Below are 13,925 nucleotides of genomic sequence, written 5' to 3'. Positions count from 1 at the left end.
CGTCAGAAATAAAAATAAAATAAATGACAGGAGCTGCTAGTATGAATATAGCAAAAATGATTGACCACACAGCTTTAAAACCTGAATTGACAAAAGAAGATATCGTTAAACTAGCTGAGGAAGCGAAGGAATATTCATTTGCTTCTGTTTGTGTAAACCCTACCTGGGTTGCAACTGCCTATGATATTTTAAAAGATACAGATGTAAAAGTTTGTACAGTGATCGGCTTTCCATTAGGGGCGTCAACTCCTGAAACGAAGTCGTTCGAAACAAAGAATGCAATTGAAAATGGAGCGACAGAAGTTGATATGGTCATCAACATCGGTGCATTGAAGAGCAAAAACTATGAACTCGTTGAAAAAGACATCAAAGCAGTCGTAGATGCTGCAAAAGGGAAAGCTCTTACGAAAGTTATCATTGAAACATGTCTTTTAACTGAGGACGAGAAGAAGCATGCTTGTGAACTCTCTGTAAAAGCTGGTGCTGATTTTGTTAAAACTTCAACTGGCTTCTCAACTGGAGGAGCGACTCCAGAAGATGTGGCATTGATGCGGAAAGTCGTCGGGCCAGAAATCGGTGTAAAAGCAAGCGGCGGTGTGAGAGGGCCTGAATCAGCTAAAGAAATGATCGATGCCGGAGCAACACGAATTGGAGCAAGTTCTGGTATTGCGATCGTAAAAGGGGAAACATCTCAATCTGATTATTAAGGAGGACTGGCTTAAGTGCCAGCCTCTTTTTTGTAGAGATAATTTTGAAGGTGTGCTGTTTTGCCCCCAGTTGTAGGGAAAAATCAGCTTGAAGACCAAGCTCTAGGCTTTATCATTGCCATGAACACTAAGGTTTCAGGTGGATTACATTTGAAACAAACAGTTATTAAACGACTAAAAATGGAGTCAAAAACCTAAAAAGATGACTAACGATCTGTATGATCAAAGTTTAACAACTCTTTCTCCGTGCAGCTTTGTAATGATGGCAGCTAGAAGTCCTGCACAAGGCAGCAGCAATAACGATGAAATGACATTGAATAAAACACTTGCATGCGCAATTTGAACATCTGGCAAATGAGTCAGCAAAATGACGAACTCTGAGAAAAGTTTCAGAAACGGTAAAAACAGGAACACCCCGATGATATTGATCCAAATATGCGCAAAAGCGACAAGCTTAGCTTCCCGAGTCGTACCGATAGAGGCGATCATGGCAGTGACACATGTTCCCACATTTGCGCCTAACATGATTGCGATGCCTGAAGTCAAAGATAGGATGTTCTCATGCATGAGTGACATGATGATGGCAGTCGTGGCTGTACTGGATTGGATGACAGCTGTCATTGTCGTTCCCAGGCCAAGTCCATATAAAATATGCTCATTCGTCAATTGTAAGAAATGCTGGACCCAGGTAAGTTGCGTGATGGGACCGGCTAAAGCTTCAAACCCATTCATCGCGACAAACATGCAACCGAGACCGAACAAGGCTGATCCACAACAGAACGACCATTTTTTTGAAAATAGAATCATTATGAACCCTAGGAATAAAAAAGGTAAGATCAACTGGTCGATTTCAAGGGTGATGATCTCAGTTGAAACGGTAGTACCGATATTCGCGCCAAGTATGATCCCGATTGATTGCCGAAAGTTCATAAGTCCCGCCGCTACGAGACCAATGACGATGACCATGACAGCAGAACTGCTCTGTACGACAGCTGTAATCAAAGTCCCTAATAAAAAGCTTTTCCAGGTTTTGTTTGTATAGCGAAGTAACAACACCTTGAGTTTTTGTTGAGAAGCAGTATTCAGACCGAGCCGCATCACAGTCATTCCGAAAAGGAATATTGTCAAGAAGACTGCGAATAATGAGATTATCTGTGTCATCCATCTTCACCACCTAGTCTATTTTATGGACGAGGTGTTTTGGACATGACGAAATAATTGCACGAATGACGGAAATAAAGTTGACTAAAAAAATAGGCATATATTATAATGTTTAAAGATATGGTTTTTCGCTCCTTTTCTATTTTTTTGAAGGAGCTTGGAGGGAGGGAAATATATGTCTATTAGAACAAGTGTTCGTAAGAACGAATCTATAGAAGATGCACTTCGTCGTTTTAAGCGCAACGTTTCTAAAGAAGGAACATTGGCTGAGGTACGTAAGCGTAAGCATTACGAAAAGCCTAGCGTAAAGCGTAAGAAGAAGTCTGAAGCAGCTCGTAAGCGTAAGTACTAAGAGAGGGTGTTCTAATTGAGTCTACTTGACCGTTTGAATCAAGATATGAAACAAGCGATGAAAAACAAGGAAAAGCAACGACTGACGGTCATTCGTATGGTAAAGGCTTCTCTTCAGAACGAGTCGATCAAGTTAGGACACGAATTGAATGAAGAAGAGGAATTAACGGTTCTTTCACGTGAAGTTAAACAACGGAAAGACTCCCTCCAGGAATTCGAAAAGGCTGGTCGTGACGACTTAGTAGAAAACTTACGCCAAGAGATTACAATACTCAATGAGTATCTCCCAGAACAACTATCCGAAGAAGAAGTTGAACAACTTGTGAAAGAAACGATTCAACAGGTTGGCGCAACTTCTAAACAGGACATGGGTAAGGTGATGGGGGCCATCATGCCTAAGGTAAAAGGAAAAGCAGATGGTGGTCTAGTGAACCGTTTAGTACAACAGAACTTATCCTAATAAATGAAATAAAAACGTCTTGCATTTGCAAGGCGTTTTTTTCATATTAAAAAAGTTGCGAACGGCGTGATTACCTGGAAAACTGCGTGATAACGGTCTGACAGAATGCCCTGAAGATTAAGCGTTATTCCTGAAACAATACACTCAGAAAATATTTCACTTCATAAATGTGAAACCTAACTGTATCATTAAACGTAAGAAAGTGTAGAGAATAAAGGGGGTGGGCTATATGAAACTGATGAAAAGAAATATAAAAATCTCTTTGTATCTTATGTTGATTTTATTGCCGATGCTTATCGTGCAAATAAATCCTTCCCAAGCTGAAGACGGTAAACCGGTCGTTTATGTCGCACCAGTTCAGGATGCCGTGGAACGGGGTTTAGAATCTTTCTTGAAACGTTCCATCAGAACTGCTGAAGAAAACAATGCTGAATATCTGGTTCTTGAATTGGATACACCAGGCGGACTTGTAGATGCTGCTGGAAACATCGCCAAGATCATGAGGGAATCGGAGGTACCGATCATTGCATATGTCACAAAACATGCTTTATCTGCTGGGGCATATATCGCTTTGAACGCCGATCAAATCGTGATGAAGCCGTCGACTACCATGGGGGCGGCTGGTGTAATCGATTCTCAGGGGAATGCGGCAGGAAAAAAAGCAGAGTCGGCTTGGATAGCAACCATGGAAGCTTCCGCAGAATTGAACGACCGTGATCCAATCTATGCAAGAGCAATGGCGGATTCAGATGTAGAGATAAAGGAATTAGGAGTAGAAAAAGGTGAATTCCTCACGCTTAATGCGACACAAGCAAAAGAGGTAGGTTATGCTGAAGCGATTGTCAACAATCGTAACGAACTTCTTAGCTTTCTTGAAATACCTGATGCTGAAATAAGAGAAATTGAGGTCTCCTTTGCTGAAACGATCGCTCGTTATGTGACGCACCCGGTCGTTGTTCCGATCTTACTTTCGATCGGAAGCATCGGTCTTGTGCTGGAACTCTACTCACCAGGCTTTGGAATTCCAGGTACGTTAGGACTCGGGGCTTTATTATTGTTTTTCTTTGGACATATGATAGCAGGACTTGCTGGTTTGGAGTCTCTCATCCTCTTTGTTGTAGGTATCGGTCTGATTATTGCTGAAGTGTTCGTGCCGGGAGGGATCCTCGGGATTGGTGGTATCATCGCCGTTTTAGTAGGTATTGTGCTTGCCGGAGGATCTCTAGGAAATATACTGCTGTCGATTCTGATCGCTCTTGTAGCGACAGTCATTGTCTCTATCCTTTTCTTAAAATATTTTGGATACAATGGGCCATTAAAGAAAATCATACTTTTTGACTCAACTTCGAATGACAGAGGCTACATTTCCAGTGTTACGAGAAGCGAGTTGATCGGTCTGACAGGTACGACACTGACACCATTGCGACCATCCGGTACTGCATTGATCGGAGACGATCGCTTTGATGTCGTGACCGAAGGAAGTTACATCGCCATAAATCGTCCAATTAAAATCATCAAAACGGAAGGTTCTCGGATCATTGTTCGAGAAATAAAAGAAGTAGAAAATCAAGGGGGTAATTAACAATGGATGCAAACATATTAACCATGGTCATTTTAATCGGGGCAGTTGTCATCGCCCTCGCCGTATTGTTTACGTTTGTTCCTGTAGCACTATGGATTTCCGCACTAGCTGCAGGTGTAAGGGTCAGTATTTTCACGCTTATCGGAATGCGCTTGAGACGAGTCATTCCTTCACGAGTCATCAATCCGTTGATAAAGGCGGTAAAAGCTGGTCTTGAACTTAGTACGAACCAATTAGAGAGCCATTACTTAGCTGGTGGTAATGTGGATCGTGTCGTCAATGCATTGATCGCAGCACACAGAGCGAACATCGAATTGAGCTTTGAGCGTTGTGCAGCGATCGACCTTGCTGGGCGTGACGTACTCGAAGCAGTGCAAATGAGTGTCAACCCGAAAGTCATCGAAACACCGTTCATCGCTGGTGTGGCGATGGATGGGATTGAAGTGAAGGCGAAAGCTAGGATCACGGTACGTGCAAACATCGAGCGTCTCGTCGGGGGTGCTGGAGAAGATACTGTCATCGCGCGTGTAGGTGAAGGGATCGTATCGACAATCGGTTCCTCTGATAACCATAAGAAAGTCTTAGAAAATCCAGATTTGATTTCACAAACTGTACTTACAAAAGGTCTTGACGCAGGGACGGCTTTTGAAATCCTCTCGATTGATATCGCAGACGTGGATATCGGGAAGAACATCGGTGCGGAACTACAGACCGAACAAGCTGAAGCAGATAAGAATATCGCTCAAGCGAAGGCTGAAGAACGCCGCGCAATGGCTGTAGCACAAGAACAAGAGATGAAAGCGCGTGTTGAGGAAATGCGTGCGAAAGTTGTGGAAGCTGAAGCTGAAGTACCTATGGCGATGGCTGAAGCATTACGTTCAGGAAACATCGGAGTAATGGATTACATGAACTACAACAACGTGAAAGCCGATACCGATATGAGAGGCTCAATCGGTAAGGCTACAGATCCTAAAGATGAAGACGAAAATCCTAGAGGAGGCACTAGATAGTGCTTGAAGCGATCATCGAACTGCTGATGTCAAACCTCTTTTTTGTGATATTGGTCATTGGTGGAATTTACAGCTTCTTCAAGCGTCAGATCGATAAGCAAAATGAACAGCAACAGAGATCTGGACGTAGACCTCAGCAACCGCGTCCTGCGGAAACGAGAACTACTCCTTCAGAGGAAAGGACTCGAACAGAGAGACAGTGGAAGGAACGCAGAGAAAAGCTGACGACAGACTTACAAGAAATGTATAAGAAAAAGCGGGAAGATTTGGAGAATACAATCCAAGAACAGCCATCTAGAGAATATGTACCGAGAGAGCCGATAATGCCTAGACCAAAAACGAAGCCAGGACCGAGACCTGCACAAAGTGAACTGTTGCCGAACCCGGACAATGTAGCTCAGGGTGTCATCTGGGCAGAAATCCTCGGCCCTCCCCGCTCAAGAAAACCACATTCAACGGCTCGATTAAAACGAAGATAATCTTAAAAGTCATGTGCATAGTACGCACATGGCTTTTTTTATGCACAAAAAAGTCTTTAAATGAAACCCACTATATAATTTCACGTACCGTACTCTGGTTTCATTATCGTATTTGATTAATTATGTAAATAAGCTGGCTATTATTAATTGACTTTCCCTCTGGCACCTTTCAAAGTTCAAACGATATCTTCAAGAGCTGATTACTTTCACCGCTATATTTCCAGCATGAATCCTAATATGAAAAATATAATGATGGAAGTATGGATCCACAGTGATAGTTTAGACTCTTCATTCATAAAAATGAGATGAGAGGGGGTTCGTTTATGGCGCGTTTGAAACAGAAAGTGAAAAAATGGATGACCCGATCATTAGAACTGCCAGCTGATGTCGTCATGGACCTGCCCAGGATTACGATGATCGGGCACTTGCACATATATATCGAGAACCATAAAGGAGTAAAGAAATTCACCAATGAAGAACTCAGATTAAACTTACAGCAGGGCGAATTATTGATAACAGGGAAGGACTTTGTTTTGAAGACGATTCTCCCAGAAGAAATTTTAGTAGAAGGTAAAATCATCGACGTGCGTTACATAAATATTTCTTAAAACCAATAGGGGGAGGACCATGAAAAAATTTTGGACAAAATACCTAAAAGGAACTGTCATTGTACGAGTTGAAGGCGAGCATGCAGAAACCTTCCTCAACTACTGCCTGAATCACAATATTCATTTATGGGATATAAAGCGTATGAAGGAATCAGAGTTGGAGCTTCATATGTTCACAGAAGATGCTCTTCATATAAAAAAAGCTCTAAGGGAAACGGGATGCAGATTCAGAGTCGTTCGGAAAAGCGGTGCTCCTTTCATAATAAGGAGGATGATTTCCAGAGGCGGTTTCATAATCGGAATGCTGTCTTTTTTCGTGATTGTATTTCTCCTTTCCAATATGGTTTGGAAGATCGAAGTTAGTGGTGCTGACCCGCAAACAGAGCATCATCTTCGAAAAGTGGTTGATGAGCTTGGAATCAAAAGAGGAAAGCTTTTATTCCGATTACCGGATCCTCGCGAGGTTCAATATTTTGTTACAGAAAAAATGGACGAGGTCACCTGGGTAGGTGTCACATTAGATGGGACGACCTTCAAATTCAAGGTTGTACAGAAAGAATTACCTGAAGAAGTAAAAGTGACTGGACCTCAAAATTTAATTGCAAAAAAGAAAGCGTTCGTCACCGATATGTTCATTGAACAAGGTCAGCCGAAAGTTGAAAGGAATCAAATGGTCCAAAAGGGAGAATTATTAGTTTCAGGATATATTGGAAAAGATAAAAACACTCGCACAGTTGCTGCGAAAGGAAAAGTGTTCGGTGAAGTGTGGTATCGTGGAGATGTGACACTGCCGTTGGAGTCGAGCTTTGAAACGTATACAGGGAACAATATGCACAAACATTACTTGACCGTTTTTGGTAAAAACATTCCGATTTGGGGATTTGGTGAAGTCCCTTATGAAAATTATCAAGTTTTAGAGGAAGACAAGTCATTCAGAATGTTCATCTGGGAATTACCGATCTCTTATTTAAAAAAAGATGTACAGGAATCAGAACGTGTCCTGCGTAAATATACGGAGAAAGAAGCGATTGAAAAAGCCAAGGAAATGGCTGATAAAGATCTGAAAAGCAAGCTTGATGATGAAGCAAAAATTAAAAGCGGAAAAATTTTGCACCATACATTGGACAATGGTAAAGTAAAAGTATCGATGTACTATAAAGTTATTGAGAACATCGTGAAGGAACAACCAATAATTGGAGGAGATTGAGCCATATTGTCAGAACGCTTGAATTTAAAGAATTTACAAATAGAAAATCCGTCTGAAGGCATTGCTCTTTTTGGTCCGAATGATTCCCATTTGAAAACCCTTGAGCAAACGTTGGATGTTGATATTGTTACACGTGGCGGAGGAGTCGCGGTTACTGGTGAGGAAGAAACGGCACAGCTTGTAGAAGATGTGTTGAACGCGTTGCTTTCATTGATTCGTAAAGGTGTCAATATCACAGACCGAGATGTTATATACGCAGTACAGCTTTCACATGAGGGTATTCTTGAAGAGTTGGATCAATTGTTTGATGAGGAGATCACGACAAATATCAAAGGGCGACCAATTCGTTCTAAAACTCTCGGTCAAAGGCATTATATCAATGCAATCAAAAAGAATGATCTAGTCTTTGGTATCGGCCCAGCAGGAACCGGTAAGACATTTTTAGCTGTCGTCATGGCCGTCAAAGCATTAAAAGAAGGCAAAGTGAAGCGGATCATTCTAACACGACCTGCAGTTGAAGCCGGGGAGAGCTTAGGTTTCCTTCCTGGGGACTTGAAGGAAAAAGTGGATCCATATTTGAGACCGCTTTATGATGCTCTCCATGACCTTTTCGGAGTAGAGCATACCGAAAGGCTTATTGAGCGTGGAACGATCGAAATAGCTCCCTTAGCGTATATGCGAGGGCGCACATTAGACGAGGCCTTCGTTATCCTGGATGAGGCTCAGAACACGACTCCGGAACAGATGAAAATGTTTTTGACGAGGCTGGGCTTTGGGTCTAAGATGATCATAACAGGAGACATTACCCAAATCGATTTGCCACGCGGAAAAGAATCAGGACTGCGAAAAGCACAAAAAATCTTTAAAGACATTCAAGGTATACGGATTATGCATATGCAACAATCCGATGTAGTTCGACATCCTCTTGTCCAAAAAATCATAAATGCATATGAAGTCGAAGATCACGATTGATAGACCAATCCTGCTTCTGTCAGGCCATCTCTTTTGAAAACTTGGGAAGAGTCGCCTGACAGGTTGTGTCGGATGGTCTTTTTCTTTTTGGCTTTGTTAAATAGTAATGTTGATTTTTTCAGGAAATTTTCTAAAGCGAAATTCGCGACACTCCTGGGGGAAAGCGGAAAAGCGAGCGCAAGACCCTTGCGGATCGCCCATGAAAAGGGAGTGAATTTTGCATATATCAACAATGAACTTTAACAGTGCCTTCCTAAATATTGAAACTTTTCTCCTTTCCAAGAGGTATTAGAAGTATGCTTTCTTTTACAAAATTTTCTTGAGGCTTTCCCTATTGCTTGAAATACGTGATAGAATGAAATCACAATACTTCGGTACTTGCCATCGCATAAAAGGAGTGAGATTGAATGTCTCCCAAGGTAATCAATGAACTGAAAACAAAATGGAATCAAATAGAGAACAGTAAAATCAGTCGATTCCTCCTTTACATATCGCTGGCTTTCGTCATGGTGGTTACGATGATAAGTAACGTAATCCCAGAAAAGCTGGACGTCAGTTTAAATTCGATCGCTGAAGATGATATTCAATCTCCGTATCGTGTTGTCAATCCAAGAGAAACCAATGCCAAGGAAGCACAAGCCGCTGCCTCGGTTCCTGATGAATATGTTGAAAAAGAAAATGTCGTGTTAGATCAAGTGGTCTATATTGAAAAATTGTTTAATCAAATTCTGGAGCTGCAGAGCGAAAAATCAGAAGAAAGTGAAACGAAAACCGAGAGAGATCCAAAAAAGGAAGAAGACACACCGGAAACGGACGATAAATCAATCACCACCACTAAACAACAAATTGCAGAACTTCGTAACGGATTGCCAGAATTCATCTCAAAAGGCATCAATGATGATTCACTCATTACATTTTTAAATGCATCAAAAGCTGATATTTCAATGGCTAAAGACGTCGCAAGTTCTACGATAAAAACAGTCATGAATGATAAAATCACGGTCGAACAAATCAACGGAAAGAAGAAAGAAGTGGCACCATTCATTGAAAATGCTTTTATTTCTGATAGTGTAAAACCAGCTTTAGCCGATATAACTGGTAGCGCGATTACATCCAATTATACTTTTGATGCCGAAACGACTAAGAAGTTGCGTGAAGAGGCGGTAGCGAATACTGACCCTGTTTGGATCCGTGAAGGGGAAATCATCGTTGAAAAAGGAAGTCAGATCACCAGTGACGCTCTCTATAAACTTGAGCTTGTCGGTTTGTTGAAAGAAAGCTTTTCTCCTTATCCATATATCGGCCTCGGTATATTAGTCCTATTGATCACAGCGTTTTTGATTTATTTCCTACGTGACTTGATTGGAGAAAAGAAAAAAGAAAACATCAATTTGATCATTTATATCTTGATGTTTTCAATCACCCTTATTCTTATGAAAATAACGAGTTTGCTCAGCATCTATTATCCTAGTGTAGCTTTCATCGTACCAGTTGCACTTGGAACAATGATGATCAAGATGTTGATTGACGAACAGACTGCGATCATTTCAAGTATCGTTTTTGCGATTTGTGGAAGTTTAATCTTTAACGAGAACGCAACAAGTCCATTCAATTTTGCCATAGGGATCTATGTCCTTACCAGTTCACTTGCAGGTGTTCTTTTCCTCGGCAAAAGAAATGTAAAATCAAAGATTTTGAAAACCGGCTTTTTCGTTTCTCTAATCAATTCGATCGTCGTCTTGCTTATTTTATCGCTAACGAACGGACAATTTGAACTGCTCAGTCTTTCTTGGCAGGTTGGATATGCACTTTTCTCTGGCTTTCTATCTGCTGTATTGACACTTGGGCTTTTGCCATTCTTTGAAGCTGGATTCGGAATTTTGACCTCGATGAAGCTCGTCGAGCTTTCGAGTCCCAACCATCCATTACTGAGGAAATTGCTGATGGAGACACCGGGAACTTACCATCATAGTGTGGTGGTGGCGAACCTGGCAGAGGCGGCTTGTGAATCGATCGGTGCAAATGGTCTGCTGGCAAGGGTCGGTTCTTACTACCATGATCTCGGGAAGACTAAACGGCCTCACTTTTTCATTGAGAATCAAATGAATATCGAGAATCCACATGATAAAATTTCGCCGCAGCTAAGTAAAACGATCATCATCGCCCATCCTTATGACGGAGCAGAAATGCTAGCGGAATATAATCTGCCAACTGAAATCATCGATATAGCAGAACAGCACCATGGAACTACATTATTGAAATACTTTTATCATAAAGCGATGCAGCAATCGGATAAACAAATCGAGGAATCGGACTTCCGTTATCCTGGACCCAAGCCACAAACGAAAGAAATAGCCATCATCAGCATATCAGATTCCGTAGAGGCTGCTGTCCGATCCATTGCAAAGCCAACCCCGACTAAGATAGAATCATTAGTACGGAAAATAGTAGCTGACCGTTTGGAGGATGGACAGTTCAATGAATGTTCGATTACCTTGAAGGAACTCGAAACCGTCACAGTCAGTATCTGTCAGACGTTGAATGGGATGTTCCATTCCCGTATTGAATATCCTGAGGAAATTCATAAAAAGAAAGTGAGTCAAGCATAATGCTAACCATTGATTTATATGATGAAACTGAACAATTGGATGTAGCAATATTAAATGAAATTGAAAATTTACTGCAGTATGCTGCTAAAGAAGAGACAATCACCCAAGAATCAGAGTTATCTGTGACATTTGTGACGAATGAGCGTATCCAAGAGATCAACTCCGAATTTAGAGGGATAGACCGTGCTACTGATGTCATCTCATTTGCTCTTGAAGATGAGGTAGAGGGAGAAATGGAAATCATCGATGACGATACTCCGGTATTGCTTGGTGATATCATCATCTCAGTTGAAAAGGCAAAAGAGCAGGCTGATGAATATGGCCACACTTTCATGCGTGAAGTTGGTTTTCTTGCAGTTCATGGATTTCTGCATTTGTTAGGATATGATCATATGAACGATGAGGACGAGAAAAAAATGTTCACAAGACAGGATTCCATCTTGAACTCTTTCGGATTGAAACGGTCATGATCAGGGATATTGCGAAAAGTTTTCGCTATGCGTTTGAGGGCTTGATTGAAGGCTGGCGAATGGAACGAAATTTTCGCATCCATTGTATTTTTGCGGTTTTTACGGTTATCATGGCTCTGCTGCTTGGTTTTTCAACCGTAAAGTGGTTGGTCCTTTTGCTTACCATCGGGATTGTACTTGGCCTTGAATTGATGAATTCTGCCATTGAGCGAGTCGTGGATCTGATTACTGAGGAATATCACCCGATTGCGAAAAAAGCAAAAGACTTAGCTGCAGGTTCCGTCTTTATTTTCAGTATTATTGCTGTTATAATAGGATTCCTTCTATTTGCTGTACCAATAATTGAAATCGTTTTATAGAGGTGAAAGATTTGAATAAAGAAGAACTGATACAAGAAGCAATTGAAGCAAGGAAGTTTGCATATACACCCTACTCTAAATTCCAGGTAGGAGCCGCATTACTTACAGAAGATGGAAAAGTTTATCGTGGAGCAAATATTGAAAACGCTGCCTACAGTCTATGTAATTGTGCAGAGCGGACAGCCTTGTTCAAAGCATACTCAGAAGGGGACAAGGCATTCAGTGCTTTGGCAGTCGTTGCGGATACGAAGCGTCCCGTTCCGCCTTGCGGTGCATGCAGACAAGTTATATCAGAATTATGTAAGCCGACTATGCCAGTTTATTTGACTAACTTGAATGGTGACCTGCAGGAACTGAAAGTAAGTGAATTGCTGCCAGGAGCATTTTCACCGGAGGATTTAAATGAGTAGAGAAGGATTCAAATCAGGCTTCGTTTCAATCATTGGACGTCCGAATGTCGGGAAATCAACGTTGTTAAACCATGTACTTGGACAGAAGATCGCCATCATGAGTGATAAACCGCAGACGACACGCAATAAGATTCATGGCGTTTACACTACGGAACAGGAACAGATTGTGTTCATTGATACACCCGGAATCCATAAACCGAAGCATAAACTTGGGGACTTCATGACAAAGATTGCTCAAGAAACATTGAATGAAGTCGATATCATCCTATTTTTGATCAATGCGGAAGAAGGATATGGACGAGGGGACCAGTTTATCCTGAACCGTCTTAAAAATGTGAACAGGCCTATATTTTTGGTTATCAATAAGATAGACAGAGTACATCCAGACGATTTGCTGCCGATCATTGAACAATATCGTGAAAAACTGGATTTTGCAGAAATCGTGCCTATTTCAGCTCTTAACGGCAACAATGTTACAACTTTGATGGAACAGCTCACAAATTACTTGGAAGAAGGACCGCAGTATTATCCTGAAGATCAAGTGACAGACCATCCTGAACGATTTGTAGCGGCAGAGTTGATCAGAGAAAAAGTTCTGCACCTGACACACGAAGAAGTACCGCATTCCGTTGCGGTTGTCATTGATGAGATGAAACGTCGAGAGAACGGAAACATGGTAGATATAACCGCGACGATTGTCGTAGAGCGGTCTTCACAAAAAGGGATTCTAATTGGAAAACAAGGTGGAATGCTGAAGAAGATCGGCTCTCTGGCACGTCAGGATATCGAGCATCTGTTAGGGTCAAAAGTCTACCTTGAACTGTGGGTTAAAGTTCAGAAAGATTGGCGGAATCGTCCGTTCAATCTGAGGGATTTTGGATTCAGTGAGGACACATATTGAATTTGACTTGTTCCTCAAGCTTTTTTCCTTAGGATTTTTTAAATGTTTGGCTTTGATAAATTTTAATGTTGATTTCTTATAGAAAATTTTGCCTTAAGCAAAATTTGCGACACTCCAGCGGGAAAAGGAGCCAGGCAAGACCCTACAGCGAGGAGGCTTGTCAAATTACGCTATGAATGTAAAAAAATGGGTTCCGAGAAGTGGTGTTTAGATCAGCGACCAGTCACTTTAATCACTTCAAACTTCCTGCGGCGGCAGCGCCCTTGTCAGTCTTCCAGTGACCTATGTGACTACGCTGGTCGCTTCCGCATTTCTTTAGCCTGCCGGAAAAGGAGTGCATTTCGTGAAAATCAACAAATATAAAAAGCCAGATGTTTAAAGTGAAATTGTCAAAAATTCCATAACATGAAATTTGTAATCAAGGTCACTCTAATGAAAAGGATTGCTTATTTTCTTTCGAAAGGTGGAGACATTCCATGAGGGACTTTACCTGGAAATTGTTTTGCGAGACAGGTAATATCGATACGTATCTCTTGTTAAAAGAACTTGAGAGTGAGAATGACCAATCATCTGACCTATTGGAAATCGAAGAAAGGAAAGGCGATTATTTAGAAACAGAGCTTTGATTGCATCACACTG

17 protein-coding genes are annotated in these 13,925 nt (G+C 41.5%); 15 read left to right on the top strand and 2 right to left on the bottom strand.

Features of this window, described 5'->3' with window-relative positions; all coding sequences use genetic code 11:
- The first annotated feature begins 41 nt into the window (after positions 1–41).
- Positions 42–707 carry a deoxyribose-phosphate aldolase gene (deoC, locus tag ACJROX_RS19355; RefSeq protein WP_408006837.1) on the top strand — a complete coding sequence of 222 codons (666 nt, stop codon included), beginning with the start codon at positions 42–44 and terminating at the stop codon, positions 705–707.
- 222 nt (positions 708–929) lie between these two features.
- On the opposite strand, the gene ACJROX_RS19350 is transcribed toward deoC, so the two are convergent.
- On the bottom strand, positions 930–1,868 hold the full coding sequence (locus ACJROX_RS19350; RefSeq protein WP_408006836.1) for a Na/Pi symporter: 939 nt from the start codon (positions 1,866–1,868) through the stop codon (positions 930–932).
- Positions 1,869–2,043: 175 nt separating this feature from the next.
- Between ACJROX_RS19350 and rpsU the strand changes: the two genes are divergently transcribed.
- The 8 genes from rpsU to ACJROX_RS19310 all read left to right on the top strand — a co-directional run bounded on the left by rpsU (position 2,044) and on the right by ACJROX_RS19310 (position 8,537).
- Positions 2,044–2,220, top strand: coding sequence for a 30S ribosomal protein S21 (rpsU, locus tag ACJROX_RS19345; RefSeq protein WP_221565661.1), 177 nt, complete (start codon positions 2,044–2,046; stop codon positions 2,218–2,220).
- A gap of 15 nt (positions 2,221–2,235) precedes the next feature.
- Entirely contained in the window at positions 2,236–2,679 is a 444-nt protein-coding gene (locus ACJROX_RS19340; protein ID WP_408006834.1) for a GatB/YqeY domain-containing protein, read from the top strand.
- A 229-nt stretch (positions 2,680–2,908) separates the two neighbouring features.
- The gene (locus ACJROX_RS19335; RefSeq protein ID WP_408006833.1) at positions 2,909–4,261 is read left to right on the top strand and encodes an NfeD family protein; all 1,353 of its coding nucleotides are present in this window, start codon (positions 2,909–2,911) and stop codon (positions 4,259–4,261) included.
- Positions 4,262–4,263: 2 nt separating this feature from the next.
- Positions 4,264–5,271, top strand: coding sequence for a flotillin-like protein FloA (floA, locus tag ACJROX_RS19330; RefSeq protein WP_408006832.1), 1,008 nt, complete (start codon positions 4,264–4,266; stop codon positions 5,269–5,271).
- Positions 5,271–5,750 (top strand): hypothetical protein, encoded by a 480-nt coding sequence (locus tag ACJROX_RS19325; protein ID WP_408006831.1) that lies wholly within the window; start codon positions 5,271–5,273, stop codon positions 5,748–5,750. The genes floA and ACJROX_RS19325 overlap by 1 nt, the downstream gene beginning before the upstream one ends.
- A gap of 323 nt (positions 5,751–6,073) precedes the next feature.
- Positions 6,074–6,358 carry a sporulation protein YqfC gene (gene yqfC, locus ACJROX_RS19320; RefSeq protein WP_408006830.1) on the top strand — a complete coding sequence of 95 codons (285 nt, stop codon included), beginning with the start codon at positions 6,074–6,076 and terminating at the stop codon, positions 6,356–6,358.
- A gap of 19 nt (positions 6,359–6,377) precedes the next feature.
- Entirely contained in the window at positions 6,378–7,565 is a 1,188-nt protein-coding gene (yqfD, locus tag ACJROX_RS19315; RefSeq protein ID WP_408006829.1) for a sporulation protein YqfD, read from the top strand.
- A gap of 6 nt (positions 7,566–7,571) precedes the next feature.
- The gene (locus ACJROX_RS19310; RefSeq protein WP_408006827.1) at positions 7,572–8,537 is read left to right on the top strand and encodes a PhoH family protein; all 966 of its coding nucleotides are present in this window, start codon (positions 7,572–7,574) and stop codon (positions 8,535–8,537) included.
- Here ACJROX_RS19310 and ACJROX_RS19305 read toward each other — a convergent pair.
- Complete coding sequence (locus ACJROX_RS19305) at positions 8,528–8,767, bottom strand: hypothetical protein (protein ID WP_408006826.1); 240 nt, start codon at positions 8,765–8,767, stop codon at positions 8,528–8,530. The genes ACJROX_RS19310 and ACJROX_RS19305 overlap by 10 nt on opposite strands.
- Before the next feature lie 177 nt (positions 8,768–8,944).
- Here ACJROX_RS19305 and ACJROX_RS19300 point away from each other — a divergent pair, with 177 nt between their 5' ends.
- The 6 genes from ACJROX_RS19300 to ACJROX_RS19275 all read left to right on the top strand — a co-directional run bounded on the left by ACJROX_RS19300 (position 8,945) and on the right by ACJROX_RS19275 (position 13,912).
- Positions 8,945–11,146 carry an HD family phosphohydrolase gene (locus ACJROX_RS19300; RefSeq protein WP_408006825.1) on the top strand — a complete coding sequence of 734 codons (2,202 nt, stop codon included), beginning with the start codon at positions 8,945–8,947 and terminating at the stop codon, positions 11,144–11,146.
- A complete protein-coding gene (gene ybeY, locus ACJROX_RS19295) occupies positions 11,146–11,616 on the top strand; it encodes an rRNA maturation RNase YbeY (protein WP_408006824.1) in 471 nt (156 codons plus the stop codon). The genes ACJROX_RS19300 and ybeY overlap by 1 nt, the downstream gene beginning before the upstream one ends.
- Positions 11,613–11,975, top strand: a complete 363-nt coding sequence (locus tag ACJROX_RS19290) for a diacylglycerol kinase family protein (protein WP_408006823.1) — start codon at positions 11,613–11,615, stop codon at positions 11,973–11,975. The genes ybeY and ACJROX_RS19290 overlap by 4 nt, the downstream gene beginning before the upstream one ends.
- 11 nt (positions 11,976–11,986) lie before the next feature.
- Positions 11,987–12,385, top strand: a complete 399-nt coding sequence (locus ACJROX_RS19285) for a cytidine deaminase (protein WP_408006822.1) — start codon at positions 11,987–11,989, stop codon at positions 12,383–12,385.
- Entirely contained in the window at positions 12,378–13,286 is a 909-nt protein-coding gene (era, locus tag ACJROX_RS19280; protein ID WP_408006821.1) for a GTPase Era, read from the top strand. Before ACJROX_RS19285 ends, era begins: the two co-directional genes overlap by 8 nt.
- Positions 13,287–13,762: 476 nt before the next feature.
- Positions 13,763–13,912: a YqzL family protein gene (locus ACJROX_RS19275; RefSeq protein WP_225063597.1), complete on the top strand. Its 150-nt coding sequence runs from the start codon at positions 13,763–13,765 to the stop codon at positions 13,910–13,912.
- The last annotated feature ends 13 nt before the right edge of the window (positions 13,913–13,925 follow it).

The sequence above is a fragment of the Pseudalkalibacillus sp. A8 genome, assembly GCF_045920555.1.
GTDB lineage: Bacteria > Bacillota > Bacilli > Bacillales > Fictibacillaceae > Pseudalkalibacillus.
Note: the sequence above shows the minus strand (reverse complement) of the source record. Positions and strands in the feature narration are given on the sequence as shown.